Here is a 22,241-nt window from a genome sequence, read left to right as displayed (position 1 = left end):
AGGTAAACCGGGCAGTGGCACAGAGGCGTCGGCAGGGTAATGAAAATATTGATCCTCGGTGGTTATGGTGTGTTCGGCGGTCGACTGGCGGAACTGCTTGCCGATATGTCCAGCCTTGAAATTCTCGTCTGCGGCCGCAGCCGCGCACGGGCGGAGGCCTTTTGCACAGCCTGGCGCGGAAAGGCGCAATTGCGCCCGCTGATGCTCGATCGCCGCGATATCGCAGACGCCCTGCGCATCCACAAGCCCGACCTTGTCGTCGATGCATCGGGGCCTTTCCAGACCTATGGCAGCGCATGTTACGGCGTGATAACGGCATGCATCGACGCCGGGATAGACTATCTCGATTTCGCCGATGCCGCCGATTTCGTTTTCGGCGTCAGCCAATTCGACGAGCGGGCAAAAGCCGCCGGTGTTTTCGTTCTGTCAGGCGTCAGCAGTTTTCCCGTTCTGACGGCCGCCGTTCTGCGCGAAATGGAAAGGACCATGGACATTCTCGCCGTCGAGGGCGGAATAGCGCCGTCTCCTTATGCCGGGATCGGCCTCAACGTCATGCGGGCGGTCGTGGGTTATGCCGGCGCGCCGGTAAAACTCTGGCGGCATGGCGGGCCGTCGCATGGCGTCGGCCTTGCGGAAAGCAGGCGCTTCACCGTCGCCGTGCCCGGCAGGCTGCCGTTGCGCAATATTCACTTTTCGCTGGTCGATGTGCCGGATTTGCAGGTGATTCCACCGGAACACCCGTCGATGACCGATATATGGATGGGGGCCGGTCCCGTGCCAGAGTTTTTGCACCGCATGTTGAACCTTCTGGCGAAAGCGCGAGCGCGGTTCGGCCTTCCCTCATTCGCGCCGCTATCGCCGCTGTTTCATGCCGTGCTGAACCGGATGCGCTTTGGCGAACATCGCGGCGGCATGTTCGTCCGCGCGCAGGGGCGTGCAGCGGGCAGGCCGATGGAGATGAGCTGGCATTTGCTGGCCGAAGGCGATGATGGCCCCTACATCCCCTCCATGGCTATCGAGGCCCTTGTCCGCAAGATGCTGAGCGGCGAGCGCCCGCTGCCCGGCGCACGCGCCGGCACGGATGCGCTGAACCTTGCCGATTACGACCGGCTTTTCCGCAGCAAGACGATCTACACGGGGTTCCGCCGCGAGGAACGCGACGTCCCGCTGTTCCGCCAGCTTCTCGGCCCGGCCTTCGATGACTTGCCGCCGCGCCTGCGGGAACTGCACGACAGCAAGGATCCGCGGCAATGGAGCGGGGTCGCCGAGATACGCCGCGGGCAGGGCATGCTGGCCAGCATGATTTCCGCGCTCGTCGGCTTTCCGCAGGCGGGAAAGCAGATTCCCGTCAGCGTTACCTTCACGCCGGAAAAGGGCAAGGAGCGCTGGACGCGGAATTTCGGCGGGCGGCGCTTCTCGTCCACACAGTCGGCCGGCTTGGGCAAGGATCAATATCTGCTGGCGGAGCGCTTCGGCGTCGTTACCGTCGCTCTGGCGCTGGTGCTCGATGGCGGCCGGCTGGCTCTCATCCCCCGGCGATGGCATCTTCTGGGCGTGCCGCTGCCCGGCTTTCTTCTGCCGAAGGGTCAGAGTTTCGAGTCAGAGGAAAACGGCCGCTTCCACTTCGATGTGGAAATTTCTCTGCCCTTCATCGGTCTCGTCGTCGCTTATAAGGGCACGCTGGAACCGGTCGCTCGTTCTGTGGAACATCGCGGCCCCGGTGAAACGCCTTGCGGCGCTTCACCGGGTGAGGAGGCGTGAGGGCAGGGACGCCTTTCCTCATTGGGGACATGCCGGAGCGCGCATCCGTGGCCGCGCGGTTTTCCTGCTCGCGGTTCAGAACGTGTAAGCGACGCCCACCATCGCAAACGGCTGAATATCTTTCTTCGACAGGGGGCTGTCCTTGGCATCGCCCAGCAGGAAGCCGACGCCGCCTGTGCCGGTGATAGACCAGTTCTCGGTCATAAGGTAAGTGACGGAGGCGCTGGCGTCGACGCGCTTGAAGCCTGATTTCGCGTCGAAGCGGCGCAGGCCCGAGCGGGCGGACTGGGCCGAGGTGACGCCGAAATAGGATTTCATGTGCTTGTCGTCGGCCCAGGTGGCGGAAAGATCGGCGCCCAGGATGAACTGGTCTACCTTGTGCGAGACGCTGGCGCCGATGGTCGCGGTCAGGCCTTCGCTGCCGTCGATGGTCTTGTCCACCTTGGCGTAGATTTCGAAGGGGTCCACGCCATAGGCGATGACGCCGCCGACCACGCCGGCCGCCTTGATATCGCCCATTCCGCGCAGGTTTTTCCTGTCGTCCTTTTCCTTGCGCCCGGCTTCCCAGCCGCCCTTCACACCCAGCCTGAAGCCGTTGTGGTTCAAAAGGTTCACGGTGACGCCGCTGAAATCGATGCTCAGCGTATCTCCATATTCGATGGAAACCAGCGGCACGGCGCCTGCTTCCAGCTTGTCCGAACCCTCATATTTCGGGGCGTAGGCGGCACCGATACCGAGCGTGATCTTCCAGTCGCTGGAGCTGCTGTAGCGGGCATTGTCGAAATTGCCCTGCGGATCGGCCACCCGGTCCGATTTGCCGATGTCGGCGGCAAAAACGGGCGTGCAGACGGCCTGCGCCATGGGCAGCGCCGTCAGGCAAAGGGCCATCGCGCGCAGGTTCTTTTGCAATTTCACCGTAAAAATCTGTTTCATGATCATATCCGTTGCAACACCGAGCGTTGGAAAACCGGGGAGTCGGGTTTCGTTGAGGCTGACGCTACGCGGGCACAATTGCGGAGACATTACGGGGAACGGCGCTTTGGAAAACATCGCCATCGACGGTTTTATGATCGCAAAGCGGCCTGCATTTGTTACAACGCCAGATGCATGCGCCGGGAGGATTCCAAGAGGTGCGGCGGCAGGGACGTTTCGGGTGCGGCGCATCCGGTCCTGAAAACCGCATGTCAGGGAGCGGCGAGAGGATAGTCGTAAGAGGGAGAGACACAGTGACGAAACGGGAAACCGCTGAAAGGCGGCTGAGCGAGGTTCTGCCGGGCGTAATCCGCCCCTACACGCAGACGGAACTGAAATCCGTTCTTTCGACGCTGAAGGATATCGGCAAAAGCGAGCCGGCGGTGGCCGCGCTGCTTGCCGGGGAAAGTCCGCTGAAGGATTTTATCGCCGCGGCTTTCACGCTGTCCCCCTATCTGCGTGACATGGCGTCGGCGGATGAGGGGCTTTTGTCGCTGGCGATGTCGAAACCGCTCGAGCCGCTGCTGGCGGGTCTTGTCCATGAGGCGCGCGATTGCTGGAAGCCGGGCGAAGAAGGCGGGGTGCCGAGCGAAAACGAGGTGATGTCGCGGCTGAGGGTGGCCAAGCGGCGGCTCTCTTTCATCGCAGCACTTGCCGATTTGGCGCGCATCTTCACCGCCCGCGATACGACACGCTGGCTGAGCGACATGGCGGATGCATCGCTTTCCGCCGCCATCGATCACCTGCTGCTCGCCGCCCATGAGAGCGGCAAGCTGAAACTGAAAAATGTCGCAGCCCCCAGCGACGGGTCGGGCCTCATCGTGCTCGGCATGGGCAAGCTCGGCGCGCGCGAACTGAACTATTCTTCCGATATCGACGCCGTGGTGTTCTTCGAACCCTCAGCCGGCATCATGGACGATCCCTATGATGCGACGGAGAATTTCGGCCGGATGATGCGCCGTCTCGTCCGCATCATGCAGGAGCGCACGGCCGATGGCTACGTTTTCCGCACCGATCTGCGGCTCCGGCCCGACCCCGGCTCGACGCCGCTCGCCATCCCCGTGGAGGCAGCGCTGCTTTATTATGAGGGCAGGGGCCAGAACTGGGAACGCGCCGCCTATATCAAGGCGCGGCCGGTGGCGGGCGATATCAGGGCGGGCGAAAACTTCCTGCGCGAGTTGACGCCCTTCATCTTCCGCAAATATCTCGATTATGCGGCGATTGCCGATATTCATTCCATCAAGCGGCAGATCCATGCCCATAAGGGCCACGGCGCGATTGCGGTGAAGGGCCACAATGTCAAGCTCGGGCGCGGCGGCATCCGCGAGATCGAGTTCTTCGCGCAGACACAGCAGCTTATTGCCGGCGGCCGCATGCCGGCGCTTCGGGTGCGCGCAACGCAGGAGGCGCTTGCGGCGCTGACCGAGGCGAAATGGATCGACGCCGAAACGCGTGACAGCCTGACGGAGGCCTATTGGTTCCTGCGTGAGGTGGAGCACCGCATCCAGATGGTGCGCGACGAGCAGACCCATGTGCTACCCGACACCGAAGCCGAACTGAAGCGCATCGCCTTTATGCTCGGTTTCGAGGACACCAAGGCCTTTTCGGAAAAGCTGGAACAGGTGCTGCGGCTGGTGGAGCGGCGTTATTCGGCGCTGTTCGAGCAGGAGGTGAAACTGTCTGGCGAGGCCGGCAATCTGGTCTTCACCGGCCAGAAGGACGATCCCGATACGTTAAAGACGCTCTCCGCCCTCGGCTTCGAGCGGCCGGAGGATATTTCCCGCGTCATCCGCACCTGGCACAATGGCCGCTACCGGGCGACGCAATCCGTCGAGGCGCGCGAGCGGTTGACGGAGCTGACGCCTGACCTGCTCAGGGCCTTCGGTGAAAGCAAGCGGGCCGATGAGGCGTTGCTGCGTTTCGACAATTTCCTCTCCGGCCTGCCGGCCGGCATCCAGCTCTTTTCGCTGCTCGGCAACAACCCGGCGCTGCTTGACCTGCTGGTGACGATCATGTCGTCCGCACCGCGCCTTGCCGAAATCATCGCCGCCCGCCCGCATGTCTTCGACGGCATGCTGGACCCGGCATTGATGAGCGACGTACCGACTCGCGATTATCTCGCCCACCGCATGGGAAGCTTTCTCTCCAACGCCCGGCATTATGAGGATATTCTCGACCGGCTTCGCATTTTCGCCGCCGAACAGCGCTTCCTGATCGGGGTTCGGCTTCTCACCGGCGCAATCCGCGGCGAGGTCGCCGCCCGCGCCTTCACCCACCTTGCCGATCTGGTAATCGAGGCGGCGCTGAATGCGGTTCTGGCGGAGATGGAAGCGGCGCATGGGCCTTATCCCGGCGGGCGCGTGGCTGTCATGGGCATGGGCAAGCTCGGCTCCTTCGAACTGACGGCAGGTTCGGATGTCGATCTCATCCTGCTTTACGATTATGACGACGACGCCCATGAATCGACCGGCGCAAAGCCGCTCGATGTCGTGCGTTACTTCACCCGCGTCACGCAAAGGCTGATTGCGGCGCTTTCCGCACCGACGGCAGAGGGTGTGCTTTACGAGGTGGACATGCGGCTTCGCCCCTCCGGCAACAAGGGGCCGGTGGCGACGCGTATCTCCGCCTTCGAGAAATACCAGCGCGAGGAGGCCTGGACCTGGGAGCACATGGCGCTCTCCCGCGCCCGCCTGATCTGCGGCGATGCCTCGCTGATGGAGGATGCGCGCCGCATCATCGCTTCCATCCTGTCGCAGAAGCGCGATGTGGCCAAGGTCTCTACCGATGTGCTGGAGATGCGCAGCCTGATCGAGCAGGAAAAGCCGCCGGAAAACAACTGGGATTTCAAGCTCATCAATGGCGGGCTGATCGACCTCGAATTCATCGCCCAATATCTGGCGCTGGTGGGGCCGGTGAAGGGGCTTGCCGCGCACGAACCGGGGCGCAACACGGCCGAGGCGCTGCAAGCGCTCGCCGCCCCTGTCATGGAGCCGCAGGCTTTCGATGACTGCATGGCGGCGATGGGGCTTTATACGGAAATATCGCAGATCGTACGGCTGTGCATCGATGGCGCCTTCAACCCGAAGGAGGCGCCGGCGGGCCTCACCGATCTCGTTTGCCGGGCGGGGGATTGCCCTGACATTCCCACACTGGAGGGAGAGGTGAAGCGGCTGGCGAAGGCGGTGCGGAAGGCGTTTGTGGGGACGGTGAAGAATGGTGGGTGAGGCTTCACCCCCCTCTGCCCTGCCGGGCATCTCCCCCTCAAGGGGGGAGATCGATATGCGGCACCGGCGCGATCATCTCAAACGTTGCGAATTTGGCGAGGAGCATCCGTCTAGCTGATCTCCCCCCTTGAGGGGGAGATGCCCGGCAGGGCAGAGGGGGGTAATCGCGCACGCGACCTGTACATATTGCAGGAAACTCAGCGCGTCCGACGCCACCTCAATGCACCGTCCCGCAGCACCCCGCCGCATGCGGAATGATGATCGTCACCACCGTGCCACGGCCCTCACAGGAGCGGATTTTCATCGTGCCGCCATGCAGCTTGACGAGCGAGCGGGAAATCGCAAGCCCGAGGCCGGAGCCGCCCTGGCTCTTGGCATATTGGCTCTGCACCTGTTCAAAGGGCTGGCCGATCTTGTTGAGCGCCTGGGCGGGAATGCCGATGCCGGTGTCTGCGATGGTGAGGATCATCGCGGCCTGATGCACATGGGTGCGCAGCGCGATGCGGCCGCCGTCGCCGGTGAATTTCACGGCGTTGGAGAGCAGGTTGAGCATGATCTGCTTCATGGCACGGCGGTCGCCCTGCATGGTCAGCCCAGCGCAGACCTTCTGCTGCACGGTGATGTTCTTCTGCTCGGCCTGAATGGCAGTGAGGCGTAGCGTCTCTTCGATCAGTGGCGCGAGATCGATTGTCTCGCGGTTGATGCGCATATGGCCCGCCTCGATCTTCGACATGTCGAGAATATCGTTGATGACGTTGAGCAGGTGTTTGCCGCTATCGTGAATATCGCGGGCATATTCGGAATATTTCGGCGAACCGACCGGCCCGAACATCTCGTTCTGCAGGATGTCGGAAAAGCCGAGGATGGCGTTGAGCGGCGTGCGCAGCTCATGGCTCATATTGGCGAGGAATTCGGATTTCGCCCGGTTGGCGGCCTGGGCGCGCTCTTTTTCGGCGAGGTAATTGGCGTTGGCGTCGGAAAGCTCGGTCTTCTGCCGCTCCAGCTTGTGCTGCGAGGCGGAAAGATCGCCGATGGTGGCCATCAGCCGGCGCTCGGAATCGCGCAGTCGTTCCTGATGGCGCTTCAGAAGGGTAATATCGGTGCCGACCGAGACGAGACCGCCATCGCGGGTGCGGCGTTCGTTGATCTGCAGCCAGCGGTCATCGGCAAGCTGCACTTCGGTGGTGCGCGACAGGCCGGACTGGTCCGGATCGGCAACGCGACGTTCAACGACGGGGCGGGCGGCTGCGGCATAGACGGTGCTTTTTTCCGTGCCGGCCACCAGCACGCTGTCCGGCAGGCCATAGGCCTTCTGGTAATGGGTGTTGCACATCACCAGACGGTCGTTCTTGTCCCATAGCACGAAGGCTTCCGAGGTGGATTCAATGGCGTCGGCAAGGCGCTGGTCGGCTTCGGCGTAGCGTTGCGCAAGGCGGTGCTGTTCGGTCACATCCATGGCGATGCCGATGACGCGCGGGCCGTTATTGGTGCGGATGACCTGGGCGCGGGCGCGCAGCCAGACATAATGGCCCTTGGCATGGCGCATGCGGAAGATCTGATCGATCTGGCGCAGGTTGCCGCAGCCAACGGCGCGGGCAAGCTCATAGAGATTGCCGTCTTCGGAATGCATCATGCGGGCGGCGTCGGAGAAGGAGAGCGGCGCGGCCTTCGGCGGCAGCCCGAGAATTTCGTAGAGCGAACCGGACCAGAACATGCGCCGCGTGGAAAGATCGAAATCCCACAACCCGCAGCGGCCGCGAGACAGCGCGGTTTCGACCCGCAGGTTGGATTCGGCGAAGATGTCGTCGGCGTCGCGGGCGCGCTTCACCTGCATGTAATAGGCATAGAGCACGACCAGCAGGATCGAGGAGATGCCGGCGAACAGCGTCACGTTCATGGCGATTTCGCTGCGCCAGAAGGAACGGATCGGCTGTAGCGAGCGCGCTGCGATCACCATCGCGCCGTCGTCGCCGAAGGGGATCATCGTCGCATAGTGCTGCTGGCCGTCAATATTGGTCTCGATGGTGCCGGGCGCGCCGGGGAAACGCTGCACGATGGCTATTTCAGGAAGCAAAGCCGGCAGCGACGTGCCGATATAAAGCATCGCTTCCTTGCCGGCGCCGGCGAAAATGCGGCCATTGCTGCCCGAAAGAAGCACCATGGTGCCGTCGGCAAGGCTGCCGGATGGCAGCGCCGCGACCAGATTGGCTTCGGCGCGGGCACGGTCCTGCGCGGTGAAAACGGTATCGTTGTTGAGAAGGGCCGCCTTGGCCGTCAGCGCCGTCAGCGCCGTGGAATGGCGGGCGGCCTCTTCCATGCGGCTATATTCGGCAACGATGCCCAGCATGCGCGAGGCCGCGACGACGACGAGAAAGGCGAGGATGAGAATGGGAATGAGACGTTTCAGCAGGGTCTCGACCTGCGGCATCGGGCGGTCGGAGCCATTCATCAAACCCATCAGGTCGCTGGAAAGCCTTTCGCCCCAGGCCGCAAGATCAGAAAATTTGGCATACGGCCGCTCATCGCCCGCAGTCGCCCGCCGCACGTTCGTCATTGTCCCGCCTTCAAGATGTCCCCAGTGATTCGAAGCGCCGCCGCTCGAATATGACTAGTGAATCAAATGCGATTCGCCGTGTCCAGAGGCAAAAGTTAAAAGAATTTTAACCCCTTGAACCGACTCCGTATTTTTTCGGGACGGTCTGTTTCCGCTTTGGTGAAGGCGGGAATTATGAACGAAATCAGTGAGCCGGCAATCTGATCCGGTCTTTGCGGAGCGCCGCTGGAACAGGCGTCAGGTTCCGTCGAAGGCGTCGAGAGCCGGGCCAAGCGCGCTGATCACGCCATTGCCCGCAGCGGGAAGACCGCTCAGCACCGCACTGATGATATCGTCGCGGCTTGCGCCCCGCACCTTGGCTTCCATCACGTGAAAGGCGAGGCCGCTTTCCAGACGCAGGGCGGCAAGAATGCCGATATAGATCAGGCTCTGTGTTTTCGCATCGAGCGTGGACGCCGCCCCGAGACCCTGCACGGCCTGAAACCATGCCGCCTTGTGGGCCGGGGCATCGGTCATGAAGCGCTGAAACGAAGCGCTGGTCCTGGACATATCCGTCATCTGAAATTCCTTTCCGGTCTTCAGCCGTTCCCGGCCTCTCGCGCACCATCATATCGCGCAACGCAATACGCCGCCTTGATGGCGATCAAGACGGCGTATCGGCATTGTCCGGAGTTTTGGCGGGGCGGTCAGCCCTTCAGGATGCGCCCGACGATGTCGCTTACATCCGTCGACAGGCCCTTGGCGTCGGCGATCGTCGAAAGCGCCGCCTTGGCGTGTTCGGCACGGCTTGCCTCCAGCGACCGCCAGGAGCGCATGGATGTGAGAATCCGGGCGGCAAGCTGCGGATTGCGCTTGTCGATGGCGATGATCTGCTCCGCCAGGAACCGGTAAGCGGCGCCATCGGCGCGGTGGAAGCCGGTAGGGTTGGCGAAGGCAAGCGTGCCGACGAGCGAGCGGACCCGGTTCGGATTGGTGGCGATGAAATGTTTCGATTTCATCAGCGCCTTGATCCGGTCGAGTGCGCCGTCGCCCGGAATGGCTGCCTGCAGCGAGAACCACTTGTCGAGCACGAGCGCATTGTCGGCAAAGCGCTTTTCGAAGGCGGCAAGCGCTTCCTTTGTCTCCGTGCTTTCCGGGAAACGCTGGGTCAGCACGCTGAGCGCATGGGCGAGATCGGTCATGTTGGTGGCCTCAGTAAAGGCCTTTGCCGCGCGGGCCGGCGTTTCCTCGGCAAAGGCGAGGAAGGTCAGCGCGCCGTTGCGCAGCGAACGGCGTCCCGCACTTACCGCATCCGGGCTGTAGGCCTCGCCATCAGCCGTGCTTTCGGCAAGCCGCCGCAGCGTTTCGAGCCCGGCTGTCGCGATGGCCTTGATGGTGGCGTTGCGCGCCTTGTGGATGGCGTCTGGGTCATTGTCGCCGCCCATTTCGCGGGCGATATCCGTTTCGCTCGGCAAGGCCAGCGCCTGCGCCCGGAAGGCGGGCTCAAGTGCGTCGTTGCCGATGATTTCGATGAGCGTTGCGGTCAGCTCCGCATCCGTTTGAACGTCCTTGCCATTCTGCACGGCCCTGGTGGCGGCAATCAGCGCCGGCAGGGCAAGATCGGTCAGCGCCTGAAAGCGCGCGAACATATCCGTCTCATGCCGGGCGATCTGCACCAGATCGGCCGCATTCTGCTCGAAATCCAGATTGATCGGCGCCGAGAAGCTGCGGTTGATCGACAGCACCGGCCGTGAGGAAATGCCGGAGAAGGAGAAGGTCTGGTTGCGTTCGGTCAGATGCAGCACGCCGTCGCGATACTCGCCGCCTTCGACGGCCTGCGGTTCGGCGATCTGGCCATTGTCGAGGATCAGCGCCAGCGACAGCGGAATGTGACGCGGCTGTTTTACCGGCTGGCCGGGTGTCGGCGCGGTCGTCTGCTCCAGCGTCAGCCTGAAGGTGGCGTTGCCGGCGTCGTAGGCCGAGGAGACGGAAACGAGCGGCGTGCCCGCTTCGGTGTACCACAGCGAAAACTGCGAAAGGTCACGGCCGCTGGCGTCAGCGAAGCTCCTGACGAAATCCTCGACGGTGGCGGCTTCGCCGTCATGGCGCTCGAAATAGAGGTCCATGCCCTTCTTGAAGTCGTCCGCGCCGAGGATCGTGGCGATCATGCGGGTGACTTCGGCGCCCTTTTCATAAACGGTCGTCGTGTAGAAATTGTTGATTTCACGATAGGTATCGGGGCGCGGCGGATGCGCCAGCGGGCCGGAATCCTCGGGAAACTGCTCCGATTTCAAGTGGCGCACATCGGCGATGCGCTTGACCGGCCGAGAGCGCATGTCGGCGGAAAATTCCTGATCGCGATAGACCGTCAGGCCTTCCTTCAGGCACAGCTGGAACCAGTCGCGGCAGGTGATGCGGTTACCGGTCCAGTTGTGGAAATATTCGTGCGCAATGATGCGCTCGATATTGGCGTAATCCGCGTCGGAGGCGGTTTCCGGGTCGGCCAGCACGAATTTATCGTTGAAGACGTTGAGGCCCTTGTTCTCCATCGCGCCCATGTTGAAATCCGACACGGCGACGATCATGAAGATATCGAGGTCGTATTCGCGGCCGAAGCGCTCTTCGTCCCACTTCATCGAACGCTTCAGCGCGTCCATGGCATAGGCCGCACGCGGCTCCTTGCCGTGCTCGACGTAAATCTTCAGCGCCACATCGCGGCCGGACATGGTGGTGAAGGTGTCTTCGACCACGCCGAGATCGCCGGCGACGAGTGCGAAGAGATAGCTGGGCTTCGGATGCGGATCGAACCATGCCGCAAAGTGACGGCCTTCATCGTAATTGCCGCCGCCGAGGAAATTGCCGTTCGAGAGCAGCAGGGGATTGCCTTCCTTCGCCGCGATGATCGTCACCGTATAGGGCGCCAGAACATCGGGACGGTCGGGGAAATAGGTGATGCGGCGGAAACCTTCCGCCTCGCATTGGGTGCAATAAACGCCATTGGTGCGGTAAAGCCCCATGAGCTGCGTATTGACCTGCGGATTGATGTAATTGGTGACGCAGATTTCGAAGGGCGCCTCCGCCGGCAGGTCGCGGATGGTCAGGCTCTCCGGCGTCGCCTCATATTGACCGGCGGGAAGTTCCACCTGGTCGAGCAGCAGGCTGGAAAGCTTCAGCTCGTCGCCATCCAGAACCAGCGGCGCCTGCCGCTCGGCGCCTTCGCGCCGGTGAAAGATCAGACGGGCCTCGACCTTGGTATTCTTGGGGTCGAGTTCGAAGGTGAGATCCACCCGCTCCAGAACGAAATCGGTGGGGCGGTAATCTGCCAGGTGAACGATCTGGCCCGTGTCTGTTCGCATGACTGTCCCTGAATAACTTTGCGTGGTCTTCCCGGCATCATGTCGTCATAAGGCCCGGATGTAAAATGGGTAGAATATTCGTCACGTTCATGTGCGCGTCGGAGGACATTCTGTCCCGCCATGGAAGGCTTTGCCGGCCATGCAGACAATCCTCCCGCCGCCGGACCTGTGGACCATGGCAGCAAATGTTGAACGATTGCTGAAATTATATTTTATTTTCTTCAAATTTTAGCGCGCGTCGCTTTTGGTTTGCATCATTTCCGCAGCCGCGAAAACAATCCCTCCCCAAATCAGCCGAATTCACGGGTAAATCACATTTTTTGTTGTAAAGCGCCGGAGGAATGCTCTAGCCTTGCATAAATCCAATTCCCCTGCGTCGTCCTCCCCGCATGAAAAATCCCCCGATGGCGTGTTTGCGCAGCCGATATGAGTAGTTGCCAATGAACGCCGAACCGATGAATCCCTTTCGCGGGATTAGCCTGAAGCTGATTTCGGTCGGCTTTTTTCTTGTCATGCAGACCTGTATCAAGGCCGCAGGCGATGTACCTGCCGGCCAGATCACCTTCTTCCGCTCCGCTTTCGCCATTCTCCCGATTGTCGTCTATCTGGCGTGGCTGCATGCGCTGACGAGCGCGCTGCACACCAATAATCTTTTCGGCCATTTCAAGCGCGGGTTTCTGGGCATCCTGTCCATGGCCTGCGGCTTTTACGGGCTGACCATGCTGCCGCTGCCGGAATTCATCGCCATCGGTTATGCCTCGCCGCTTCTCGCGGTCGTTTTTGCCGCCGTCATCCTGCATGAAAAGGTGCGCATCTATCGCTGGAGCGCGGTCTTCGTCGGTATGACGGGCGTGCTGGTGATTCTCTGGCCGAAGATGACGCTTCTGAGGGAAGGCGGTTTTGCCGCGGGTGAGGGGCTGGGGGCCATTGCCGTATTGTGCGGTGCGGCGCTCGGCGGTCTGGCGATGATCCAGGTGCGGCAACTGGTGGAGACGGAAAAGACGCCGACCATCGTGCTTTATTTTTCGCTCACCGCCACGCTGCTGTCGCTCGTCAGCGTGCCTTTCGGCTGGAGCGCTCTGAGCATGACGCAGGCCATGCTGCTGATCACCAGCGGCATCTGCGGCGGGGTTGCGCAAATCTTCCTGACGGAGAGTTATCGGCACGCCGAAGTCTCGGTCATCGCGCCCTTCGAATACAGCTCCATCATCTTCGGCATCGCGGTCTCCTACATTCTGTTCGGAGATATTCCCACGGTGACGATGCTGATCGGCACAGTGATCGTTATCCTCGCCGGCATCTTCATCATCTTTCGCGAGCATCAGCTGGGCCTGGCAAGACGGGCGGCCCGCAAGGCCTCGACGCCGCAGGGGTGAGGGATGTTATTGCCGGTGTTTCATGGCAACCGCTTCCGTCATCCCGGCCTTGAGCCGGGATCCAGCCGACGCGCGTCCGCGCGGCGAAAAGAGTTCTTTCAGCCCAAGGACTTGGGCTGGCTGGATGCCGGATCAGGTCCGGCATGACGGGGACTTATGATCGTAAAAACCGCAAAAGCAAAAGGCGCCTTCCCGAAGAAAGACGCCAGCGCGCAATCATATCTGTGGACCAGCGTTAGACTGGCCTGAGTGCTTCTCAGCGCTCGCGGAAATCCGCGAAGACTGCCGAGGGACGCGTCACGCGGACCTGCTGCATGGCAGCGCGTGCGGTCATCTGTTCGTTTGCGGCTGCGCCGAAACGATGGTAGCCCTGACTGGAGCGAGGGCCGAGGCCCGCCAGGCGGAGCGTTTCAAAGCCGGAATGTACCGGACGGAAGCGAGTGGTCATTGCCTTGGTTCCTTAAACCTATTCCTCCCAAGACATGGGGCTATATCGCAGCGCAGCATGGATTCGGCAAGCTGAGCAAATGCGCCGCTGTTATGCGCATTGTGCATGGCTTTTTTCATAATTCATTTACATTGAGCAATAATAAGGCAGTCAGCCTTTGGCAATCTTTGCCTGAAAAGCCAATAAATCCTGCCATGCCAATGACTTGCTGGCAGGCGCATTCAGAAGTTCCTGCGGATGCAGGCTGGCCAAAGCCGGCAAAATCAGGTGCCCGGCTGCGACATCACGCCACTGTCCGCGCAGCGTATGGATCGTGCCGGTGCCGCCAAAGAAGAAACGTGCGGTAAAGTTGCCGAGAAGCAACAGGTGTTTCGGCTCTGCAAGGGCGATCTGACGCTCGATGAAGGGGCGGCAGATATCCATTTCGGCCTGAGTCGGCGGGCGGTTGCCCGGCGGCCGCCACGGCACGACATTGCCGAGCATGATGGTACTGCGCTCAAGCCCGATGGCTGCCAGCATTCGGTCGAGCAACAGCCCGGCCTTGCCGGCGAAGGGCAGGCCCTCGCGGTCGTCATCGGCATCCGGCATCGGGCCGATGACCATGATGGCGGAAGCGGGGTCGCCTTCGGTAAAGATCGTATTGCGCGCGCTGTTCTTGAGGTTGCAGCCGCTGAAACCGTCGAGCGCGGTTTTCAGCTCGGCAAGCGACCGCGCGCTTTCGGCCGCAAAACGCGCCGCCGCCACCGCCTGCTCGTCCGGCATGGCGACATTCTGCTGAATGGCGGGGGCCGCCGGTGCGCCGCGCGCCGGGGCGCTGCGCGTCGCCGCCTGCCGCTGAGGCGCATCGGCACGGCGGTCCGCCGGCCTTTCCATCTGGCGTGAAGCTGCTGCGGCCTCCTGCGCAGGCGCGGATCGGGCCGGGCGGGCAGCGGCAAATTCGGCGAAACGATCGACCGGCTGGTCTTCCAGCAGCCAGTCCACGCCCGCATCCGCATGGAAATGCAGGAGGGCGGCGAGTTCGGCCGGGGAGAGGTCGTGAGCGGCGATCATGGGCGGAAATTAACCCATGTTCCCTGCCCGGGAAACCCGCAAATCACACTGTCCAGCGCTGAATGTCGCCGCTTTCGCCGATCATGGCCAGACCATGGGCAATCGAGAGCAACTCGCCGCCGCTTTCGATCCGGTCCGCGTCGAAACGGCGGGTGAAAAGCTCCCGAACCGCCGGCACGAAGGAAGTGCCGCCGGTCAGGAACACCTTGTCGATGGCTTCGGGCGCGACTTTCGTCTTTTCCAGAACCTCGTCGAGCGCTTCTTCTATCTTGGCGAGGTCTTCGGCGATCCAGTTGTTGAAATCGCTGCGCTTCACCATCTTGCGGCCGGCCTTGCCCAATGGTGCGAAGTTGAATTCCGCTTCTTCCGCTGAGGAGAGCGCCATCTTGGTGGCGGAAATCGCCTGATAGAGCGGATAACCCTCGTCATGTTCGACAAGATCGATGAAGAGTTCGAGCTTTTCCGGCTCCAGCGCCGAGCGCACCAGCGATTTGAGGTCGGTGAATTCCTTCGAGGTCTTGAAGATCGACAGCTGGTTCCAGCGGCCGAAATTCACGTAATAGCCGGAGGGCACGTCCAGCACCTTGTCGAAGCTCTTGAACTTGCTGCCCTTGCCGATTTCCGGCGAGACCAGATTGTCGATCATGCGGAAGTCGAAATGATCGCCCGCCACGCCGACGCCGGAATGGCCGATGGGGGTGGCGGAAAGCTTGCCGGCATGGGTCTCGAAGCGGATCAGCGAATAGTCCGTCGTGCCGCCGCCGAAATCCGCCACCAGCACATTGGCGTCCTTCTTCAGGCTCTGGGCGAAATAATAGGCGGCTGCCACCGGCTCGTAGACATAGTGGATTTCCGGGAAACCGGCGCGGGTGAGCGCCTCGTTGTAACGGGCGAGCGCCAACGTTTCGTCCGGATTGCTGCCGGCGAAACGCACCGGCCGGCCGGCGATGACGGTGGAGACGTCCCCCGGCCATTCCTCGCCCGCATAGGTCTTCAGCTTGCGCAGGAACACGTCCATCAGATCCTCGAAGCTCTGGCGCTTGGCGAAGATCAGCGTGCCCTGAAACAGCGGCGAGGCCGCGAATGTCTTGATCGATTGCAGGAAACGGCAGTCACCGGCATTGTCGATGAATTGCCGGATGGCGGCATGGCCGGCTTCCACATGCAGGGCGGCCGCACCAAGGCCGGCATCCTTCATGAAGGAGAGCGCCGTGCGCATGCTGTCATCCGTGCCCGCGCTGCTGGTGAAGCGCATGGAACGGCTGGCGCCGCCCGTGTCGGAAAGAGCCATGACCGTGTTGGTCGTGCCGAAATCGAGGCCGAGAGCCCGCTTTTGCGTCATCGCCATATCCTTGTTGCCGATAGAAACACCCGCCCGGCCTGAAAGGCGGCCCGGCGTGAAAATAAGGGATGCCTTTGGCACCCCGATGTCAGAGGAGGGCGGTTGATTGCACAGGGCTGACGGAATGGCAAGCGCCTGCACCCGGGTTTATTGTGAAAATTGCATGAAGTAATTGCCATGGCTGGAAGGCCGTCCTGCTGCCGGCATTAAATATTTTTTCGCATAAAGCGAGTATAAGGCTGAACTATAGCGTTAAAGAGCAGATTTATTTTTGTATTTGTTGTGTTTGCAGACGCGGAGCCCCGATGTCCCGAAAGCCGGCCCGTTCCTCCCTCGAAGACGTGTTGCCGGCGCAAAACGCCCGCGGCGATGCGGAGAGCTTCAACCGCCATCTCATTGACCTGATGGCGGCGTCCCAGCAGGGTTATGCCCTTTTCGACGGCGAAGATGAACTGCGTTTCGCCAACGCGGCGTTCCGCATGGCGCTCGGCATCGGGCCGGACGAATTTCCGACATGGGCCGATCTGATGCGCATCGGTTACCGCAACTCCACCGGCACGGCCGTCGAGACCGCCGATTTCGAATTATGGCTGCGCTCGGCGGGAACGAGGCGCGGCAAGCTGCCGTATCGCACCATTGAAACCAGCCTCAATGACGGGCGCTGGATGCTGACGACCGAGACGACGCTGCCGGGCGGCTGGATGCTTTGCGTCGTCACCGATATTTCCGAACTCGGTGTTGAGCTGCGCGATCTTCGCCAGGAGCGGGACAGGGCGCTTAAATTCGCCCTGAGCGACGAGTTGACCGGCCTCGGCAACCGTCGCTACGTCATGGATATTCTCAATCACAGGCTTGGCCCCAACAAGGCCGAGGCCCTTGCCGTCATCATCATGGACATAGACCACTTCAAGTCGGTGAACGACCGTTTTGGCCATGCCTGCGGCGATCTGGTTCTCAAGGACTTCGCCGCCCGACTTTCTGCTGCGGTCGCCCGCGGCGATCTCGTGGGGCGGATCGGCGGTGAGGAGTTCCTGCTGATGCTCGCCGGTTCGCGCGTTTTGGGCGTTGAGGCGGTCATGCAGGGGGTGCTGTCATCACTGGCGCAGGCCTCACCGCTCGCAGACATGCCCGGTTTCCGATACAGCTGCTCGGCGGGCATTGCCTTTGCAAATCCGGGCGAGAGCGCAAGCGATGTCCTGCGCCGCGCCGATACCGCCCTCTACGAGGCCAAGAATACTGGCCGGAACCGCTACGTGATCTACGGAGCGGCTTCCTGACCGGATTCGTAGCTCTGTGGCCTTAATTCGACTTCGCCGCGCCGCCATCTACCCTGAGCATCGTGCCGGTGATGTAGCTTGCCGGCACCGAGCAGAGGAAAGCGCCGGCGGCGGCAAATTCCTCGACCGTCCCGAGACGACCGGCCGGAATGCTCTTGACGGAAGCCTCGCGAATTTCCTCGACGCTTTTGCCCAGACGCTTGGCGTTGGCGCCATCGAGTTCATCGATGCGGTCGGTGTGGATACGGCCGGGCAGCAGCAGGTTGGAGGTGATGCCGAAGGAGGCCACTTCGGAGGACAGCGTCTTGCTCCAGCCGACCAGTGCGCCGCGCAGCGTATTGGACAGCGCCAGATTGGCGATCGGCTCGAACACGCCGGAGGAAGCGACGGTCAGGATGCGGCCGAAACCCTGTTCCTTCATCTGCGGCAAAAGCGCATTGGTGAGCGTGATGACGCGCAGCACCATCGACTGGAAGAAGGTATCCAGCTTGTCGGCCGTCATTTCCTGCGCAAGGCCCGGCGTCGGGCCGCCGGTGTTGTTGACGAGAATATCGATGCCGCCGAGCTTTTCCCTGACGGCCTGAACCATGGCCTCGACGAAATTGTCCTCGGCCAGATCGCCCCAGACCCAGTCGGCCTTGCCCTTGCCAAGCGCATTGATCGCCTTGCAATTCGCCTCCAGCTTTTCGCCGCTTCTGCCGACAAGAAGGACATGTGCGCCTTCTTTCGCCAGCGCGGTGGCAATGCCCAGCCCAAGGCCGCGAGAGGAGGCGAGAACGAGGGCGCGTTTGCCGGAAATGCCGAGATCCATGGGTTTTGTCCTGTCTTGTGAGTGCTCGATGTGCTGTTTATAGAGCATTTCCAGGAAAAGTGGACCCCGGTTTTCCGCCTGGAAATGCTACAAAACAAAGAGTTAGAGGGTTTTCTCGATTCAAGGAAAAGGGAAAACGCTTAGAGCAAGGTAGCGTCCGGTTTGAAGGTAAAGACACGTCATGACAGAACAATCCCTGCTCAAATTCTCCATTGCCGTCACGGTTCTCCTGGCGCTCTTCGGCATCGGCGCAGGCCTGTTCTCCGGCTCCTTCGCCGTGGTTTTCGATGGTGTCTATGCGCTGACGGATGCTTTCATGACGGTGCTGGCGCTGCTTGTCGCGCGGCTGATCGCCGCTTCCGCAGCGCCCAAGCCCGGCGGCCGGCTGGTGGAGCGTTTCACAATGGGCTTCTGGCATCTGGAGCCGATGGTGCTCGGGCTTAACGGCACGCTCCTGATGGGGGCGGCGATCTACGCCCTCATCAATGCCGTCGACAGCCTGATGGATGGCGGCAGATCGATCGAGTTCGATTACGCCATTGTCGTCACCTTCGTCAGCTTCGCCGTCTCGCTCGCCATGGCATGGTTCGTCAAACGGCAGAACCGCCGGCTGAAATCCGCCTTCGTGGCGCTGGACGCCAAAAGCTGGCTGATGAGCGCGCTTCTGAGCATGGCGCTCTTCGTCGCCTTCGCCGTGGGTTACGGGCTCACGGGAACGGCGCAGGCATGGCTCGCACCCTACATCGACCCGGCCGTGCTGGCGCTGGTCTGCCTCGTCATCATTCCCATGCCGCTCGGCAATGTGAAACAGGCGCTCGCGGACATCCTTCTGGTGACCCCGCTGGAATTCAAGCAGCATGTGGACCGCGTGGCGGCCGAAACGGTGGAGAAATTCGGCTTTTCCTCGCACTATTCCTATGTCGCCCGCGTCGGCCGCGGCCGTCAGATCGAACTCTTTTTCATCGTGCCGAAGAACTGGCCGCCACGGCGTCTGGAAGAATGGGACGCGATCCGCGACGAAATCGGCGATGCGCTGGGCGGCGAGGGGAGCGACCGCTGGCTGACGATCGTGTTCACGACGGATGAGGAATGGGCGGTTTGATGTTGGAGAGCGATTTTAGCTAGTCGGCTTGTGGCCCAAACCGATTGTAGCACTGATCTGGACGGGACCGATGAGGGGAGAGCGGATTGGCAAGTTTCACGCTGAGAGAGAGGGAAGAGGTCTTCCAGTGTCGCTCAAGCCGGAGTTTTGCACCAAACGCTTGCTACAGAAATTCCTTTAGAAGTCGGCAGTGGCGATTTTGAAGCAACTTGGGAGTTTGCGATAGGAACGGCTCCATCTTCGTGGGGGCATTTTACGCGCGTTTGATGTGGGTGGCCACCAATTGCCTGAAGTCCTCGATCTGTGCTGGCGTCAGGACGCGCTTGGGCAGCATGTTGAACACGCGCGCGCTCTGATAGAGGAGGATCACTTTGCTGTCTTCGGTCCATTTGAGATAGTCGTTCCAAGGAACATTCCAGTCGCCCTGCTGTCCCTTGCTCCTAAAGCCTTCCTCAGACCATGTAACCGTGATCGGCTGCTGAAGGGTTTTCTGTTCTGCGTAGGCCTTGCGGGCAAACACGGCAGCGCCGAAAAAATACTGGTAGAGCGGTATTGAGATCACAACCACCACACAGATGTAGAAGAGCGACATGAAAGGCGCATCGGGGAATCGCAGCGCCAACGTGAAGAGCGAGGCAAGCAGCAAAGCAACGAAAATCAGCCAGCAAACGAGCGGCCAGCGTGAGGTTGAATATTTCAGTATGAACAGCTTGTTGGCAGCAACATAGTCGTCGGCGGTCAAAGTGAAGGTGACGCTGCGGTTCATATCTCTCATTGTCTCCCTGGTAAGATACCACACCTATGACATAATTCTCAAAACCTGCGACACGTTTTGCTGTTGTACTATGTCCGGTTTGCAGCGTCGCGATCAAGCCGGTGAACGTCTTCAATGGGGGCGACAGCGGACAATCATCGATACGTAAAGGTACGTCCGCTTTTGGCGCAAACAGAAGCGCCGCCATTGATGAAGCGAGCCGAATGGGCGTTTCACCCGCGGTAAACGCGAGAGTGGCACAAATGCCGACTACCCTTGACGGCTACACTCCCAACTTCTATTTTCATTATTACGTGAACGTAAAAGTAATTCATCAATCATCAGGTTGTCTGACAATTGACTGGCGTGCGACATGTTTTGCCGCTATAGAAGCTCGACAAAGGCGTCCTGCTTTGCGAAGACAGGCGCTGGTGGATGCGGTGTCGCGTATGGCTTTTTGACCGGCGCAGGCGATGCGCCGGGAATGCCGGAAAGCGGATATAACAACAGCCGGATGGGACCGGCGATGCGGAGAGGATGAGATGACGGAAGCGATGGAACTGCCCGAACGCGAAGCGATGGAATTCGACGTTGTGATCGTTGGCGCGGGTCCTGCGGGCCTTGCCGCCGCGATCCGGCTGAAGCAGGTGGAGCCGGAGCTTTCGGTCGTCGTTCTCGAAAAGGGTGCCGAAGTCGGCGCGCATATTCTCTCCGGCGCGGTTGTCGATCCGATCGGCATCGACAGGCTGCTGCCGGGCTGGCGCGAAGAGGAGGGGCATCCCTTCAAGACCGAGGTGAAGGACGACCAGTTCCTGTTTCTCGGCCCGGCCGGCTCCATCCGCCTGCCGAATTTCATGATGCCACCGCTGATGAACAATCACGGCAATTACATCGTCTCGCTCGGGCTGGTCTGTCGCTGGCTGGCGGAAAAGGCGGAAGGGCTCGGCGTCGAGATCTATCCGGGCTTTGCCGCAACCGAGGTGCTCTATAATGACGAGGGCGCTGTCATCGGTGTCGCCACCGGCGATATGGGCATCGAAAAGAACGGCGAACCGGGCCCGAACTTCACCCGCGGCATGGAGCTGCACGGAAAATATGTGCTGATCGGCGAAGGCGTGCGCGGTTCGCTCGCCAAGCAGCTGATTTCCAAATTCGATTTGTCCAGGGATCGCGAGCCGCAGAAATTCGGCATCGGCATCAAGGAACTCTGGCAGGTCAAGCCGGAGAAGCACAAACAGGGTCTCGTGCAGCATTCCTTCGGCTGGCCGCTCGGTTTCAAGACCGGCGGCGGTTCCTTCCTCTATCATCTCGAGGATAACCTCGTCGCCGTCGGCTTCGTGGTGCACCTCAACTACAAGAACCCCTATCTTTACCCCTTCGAGGAATTCCAGCGCTTCAAGACGCATCCGGCCATCCGCGAGACCTTCGAGGGCGGCAAGCGCATTTCCTATGGCGCGCGCGCCATTACCGAAGGCGGTTACCAGTCGGTGCCGAAGCTCACCTTCCCCGGCGGTGCGCTGATCGGCTGTTCCGCCGGTTTCGTCAATGTGCCGCGCATCAAGGGCAGCCATAATGCGGTGCTGTCGGGCATGCTGGCGGCGGAAAAGATCGCCGCAGCGATTTCCGCCGGCCGCGCCCATGATGAGGTGGCGGAGATCGAGGCGGAATGGCGCGACGGCGACATCGGCAAGGACCTGAAGCGGGTCAGGAACGTCAAGCCGCTGTGGTCGAAATTCGGCACGCTCATCGGCGTCGGTCTTGGCGGTCTCGACATGTGGACGAACCAGCTGTTCGGCTTCTCCGTCTTCGGCACGCTGAAGCACGGCAAGACGGATGCGCAGAGCCTTGAGCCGGCCGCAAAGCACAAGCCGATCGCCTATCCGAAACCGGATGGCGTGTTGACCTTCGACCGCCTGTCCTCGGTGTTCCTGTCCTCCACCAACCATGAGGAAGACCAGCCGGTGCATCTTCAGGTGAAGGACATGGCGCTGCAGAAATCGTCCGAGCACGACGTCTTTGCCGGGCCTTCGACGCGTTATTGTCCGGCCGGCGTTTACGAATGGGTGGAGAAGGACGGCGAAGAAGTCTACGTCATCAACGCCCAGAACTGCGTGCACTGCAAGACCTGCGACATCAAGGACCCCAACCAGAACATCAACTGGGTGCCGCCGCAGGGCGGCGAGGGGCCGGTTTACGCCAATATGTGATGGCGATTACGGCCGAAGCCTTCTCTTC

Annotated in this window: 15 protein-coding genes; 6 read left to right on the top strand and 9 right to left on the bottom strand. The window is 61.2% G+C overall.

Features of this window, described 5'->3' with window-relative positions:
• Positions 1-39 precede the first annotated feature (39 nt).
• The gene (locus PH605_RS22480) at positions 40-1,761 is read left to right on the top strand and encodes an SDR family oxidoreductase (protein WP_142846213.1); all 1,722 of its coding nucleotides are present in this window, start codon (positions 40-42) and stop codon (positions 1,759-1,761) included.
• A gap of 75 nt (positions 1,762-1,836) precedes the next feature.
• On the opposite strand, the gene PH605_RS22475 is transcribed toward PH605_RS22480, so the two are convergent.
• A complete protein-coding gene (locus tag PH605_RS22475) occupies positions 1,837-2,700 on the bottom strand; it encodes a MipA/OmpV family protein (protein ID WP_161987992.1) in 864 nt (287 codons plus the stop codon).
• A 287-nt stretch (positions 2,701-2,987) separates the two neighbouring features.
• On the opposite strand from PH605_RS22475, the gene PH605_RS22470 reads away from it, so the two are divergent.
• The gene (locus PH605_RS22470) at positions 2,988-5,957 is read left to right on the top strand and encodes a bifunctional [glutamine synthetase] adenylyltransferase/[glutamine synthetase]-adenylyl-L-tyrosine phosphorylase (RefSeq protein WP_081307678.1); all 2,970 of its coding nucleotides are present in this window, start codon (positions 2,988-2,990) and stop codon (positions 5,955-5,957) included.
• 217 nt (positions 5,958-6,174) lie between these two features.
• Here PH605_RS22470 and PH605_RS22465 read toward each other — a convergent pair whose 3' ends face one another.
• The 3 genes from PH605_RS22465 to pepN form a co-directional block, all read right to left on the bottom strand.
• Complete coding sequence (locus PH605_RS22465; RefSeq protein WP_078054246.1) at positions 6,175-8,511, bottom strand: PAS domain-containing sensor histidine kinase; 2,337 nt, start codon at positions 8,509-8,511, stop codon at positions 6,175-6,177.
• A 237-nt stretch (positions 8,512-8,748) separates the two neighbouring features.
• Positions 8,749-9,069 carry a carboxymuconolactone decarboxylase family protein gene (locus PH605_RS22460; RefSeq protein ID WP_142846215.1) on the bottom strand — a complete coding sequence of 107 codons (321 nt, stop codon included), beginning with the start codon at positions 9,067-9,069 and terminating at the stop codon, positions 8,749-8,751.
• Between the two features lie 128 nt (positions 9,070-9,197).
• Positions 9,198-11,846, bottom strand: coding sequence for an aminopeptidase N (gene pepN, locus PH605_RS22455; RefSeq protein ID WP_142846217.1), 2,649 nt, complete (start codon positions 11,844-11,846; stop codon positions 9,198-9,200).
• Positions 11,847-12,286: 440 nt separating this feature from the next.
• Between pepN and PH605_RS22450 the strand changes: the two genes are divergently transcribed.
• Positions 12,287-13,222, top strand: a complete 936-nt coding sequence (locus tag PH605_RS22450) for a DMT family transporter (protein WP_142846219.1) — start codon at positions 12,287-12,289, stop codon at positions 13,220-13,222.
• Positions 13,223-13,478: 256 nt separating this feature from the next.
• Here PH605_RS22450 and PH605_RS22445 read toward each other — a convergent pair whose 3' ends face one another.
• The 3 genes from PH605_RS22445 to PH605_RS22435 all read right to left on the bottom strand — a co-directional run bounded on the left by PH605_RS22445 (position 13,479) and on the right by PH605_RS22435 (position 16,062).
• The gene (locus PH605_RS22445; RefSeq protein ID WP_003509784.1) at positions 13,479-13,670 is read right to left on the bottom strand and encodes a hypothetical protein; all 192 of its coding nucleotides are present in this window, start codon (positions 13,668-13,670) and stop codon (positions 13,479-13,481) included.
• A 150-nt stretch (positions 13,671-13,820) separates the two neighbouring features.
• Entirely contained in the window at positions 13,821-14,720 is a 900-nt protein-coding gene (locus PH605_RS22440) for a uracil-DNA glycosylase (RefSeq protein ID WP_104679349.1), read from the bottom strand.
• A gap of 43 nt (positions 14,721-14,763) precedes the next feature.
• Positions 14,764-16,062 (bottom strand): Hsp70 family protein, encoded by a 1,299-nt coding sequence (locus PH605_RS22435; protein WP_137452152.1) that lies wholly within the window; start codon positions 16,060-16,062, stop codon positions 14,764-14,766.
• Between the two features lie 305 nt (positions 16,063-16,367).
• Between PH605_RS22435 and PH605_RS22430 the strand changes: the two genes are divergently transcribed.
• Entirely contained in the window at positions 16,368-17,339 is a 972-nt protein-coding gene (locus tag PH605_RS22430; protein ID WP_161987993.1) for a GGDEF domain-containing protein, read from the top strand.
• A gap of 22 nt (positions 17,340-17,361) precedes the next feature.
• Here PH605_RS22430 and PH605_RS22425 read toward each other — a convergent pair whose 3' ends face one another.
• Positions 17,362-18,150 carry an SDR family oxidoreductase gene (locus tag PH605_RS22425; protein ID WP_142846221.1) on the bottom strand — a complete coding sequence of 263 codons (789 nt, stop codon included), beginning with the start codon at positions 18,148-18,150 and terminating at the stop codon, positions 17,362-17,364.
• Positions 18,151-18,331: 181 nt separating this feature from the next.
• Between PH605_RS22425 and PH605_RS22420 the strand changes: the two genes are divergently transcribed.
• Positions 18,332-19,252 carry a cation diffusion facilitator family transporter gene (locus PH605_RS22420; protein ID WP_003524087.1) on the top strand — a complete coding sequence of 307 codons (921 nt, stop codon included), beginning with the start codon at positions 18,332-18,334 and terminating at the stop codon, positions 19,250-19,252.
• A 253-nt stretch (positions 19,253-19,505) separates the two neighbouring features.
• On the opposite strand, the gene PH605_RS22415 is transcribed toward PH605_RS22420, so the two are convergent.
• Positions 19,506-20,018: a YcxB family protein gene (locus PH605_RS22415; protein WP_078054242.1), complete on the bottom strand. Its 513-nt coding sequence runs from the start codon at positions 20,016-20,018 to the stop codon at positions 19,506-19,508.
• 530 nt (positions 20,019-20,548) lie between these two features.
• Here PH605_RS22415 and PH605_RS22410 point away from each other — a divergent pair.
• Positions 20,549-22,213, top strand: a complete 1,665-nt coding sequence (locus PH605_RS22410) for an electron transfer flavoprotein-ubiquinone oxidoreductase (protein ID WP_142846223.1) — start codon at positions 20,549-20,551, stop codon at positions 22,211-22,213.
• Positions 22,214-22,241 lie beyond the last annotated feature (28 nt).

The organism is Agrobacterium sp. CFBP 3001 (assembly GCF_027871605.1).
Lineage (GTDB): Bacteria > Pseudomonadota > Alphaproteobacteria > Rhizobiales > Rhizobiaceae > Agrobacterium > Agrobacterium leguminum.
This window is presented reverse-complemented; position numbering and strand designations above follow the sequence as displayed.

Excerpts from the sequence above, each read along its gene's own strand:
- PH605_RS22445 (WP_003509784.1), bottom strand. The coding sequence starts at position 13,670 with ATGACCACTCGCTTCCGTCCGGTACATTCCGGCTTTGAAACGCTCCGC.
- PH605_RS22475 (WP_161987992.1), bottom strand. The coding sequence starts at position 2,700 with ATGATCATGAAACAGATTTTTACGGTGAAATTGCAAAAGAACCTGCGC.
- PH605_RS22460 (WP_142846215.1), bottom strand. The coding sequence starts at position 9,069 with ATGACGGATATGTCCAGGACCAGCGCTTCGTTTCAGCGCTTCATGACC.
- pepN (WP_142846217.1), bottom strand. The coding sequence starts at position 11,846 with ATGCGAACAGACACGGGCCAGATCGTTCACCTGGCAGATTACCGCCCC.
- PH605_RS22420 (WP_003524087.1), top strand. The coding sequence starts at position 18,332 with ATGACAGAACAATCCCTGCTCAAATTCTCCATTGCCGTCACGGTTCTC.
- PH605_RS22450 (WP_142846219.1), top strand. The coding sequence starts at position 12,287 with ATGAACGCCGAACCGATGAATCCCTTTCGCGGGATTAGCCTGAAGCTG.
- PH605_RS22415 (WP_078054242.1), bottom strand. The coding sequence starts at position 20,018 with ATGAACCGCAGCGTCACCTTCACTTTGACCGCCGACGACTATGTTGCT.
- PH605_RS22410 (WP_142846223.1), top strand. The coding sequence starts at position 20,549 with ATGACGGAAGCGATGGAACTGCCCGAACGCGAAGCGATGGAATTCGAC.
- PH605_RS22465 (WP_078054246.1), bottom strand. The coding sequence starts at position 8,511 with ATGACGAACGTGCGGCGGGCGACTGCGGGCGATGAGCGGCCGTATGCC.
- PH605_RS22425 (WP_142846221.1), bottom strand. The coding sequence starts at position 18,150 with ATGGATCTCGGCATTTCCGGCAAACGCGCCCTCGTTCTCGCCTCCTCT.
- PH605_RS22435 (WP_137452152.1), bottom strand. The coding sequence starts at position 16,062 with ATGACGCAAAAGCGGGCTCTCGGCCTCGATTTCGGCACGACCAACACG.
- PH605_RS22480 (WP_142846213.1), top strand. The coding sequence starts at position 40 with ATGAAAATATTGATCCTCGGTGGTTATGGTGTGTTCGGCGGTCGACTG.
- PH605_RS22440 (WP_104679349.1), bottom strand. The coding sequence starts at position 14,720 with ATGATCGCCGCTCACGACCTCTCCCCGGCCGAACTCGCCGCCCTCCTG.
- PH605_RS22430 (WP_161987993.1), top strand. The coding sequence starts at position 16,368 with ATGTCCCGAAAGCCGGCCCGTTCCTCCCTCGAAGACGTGTTGCCGGCG.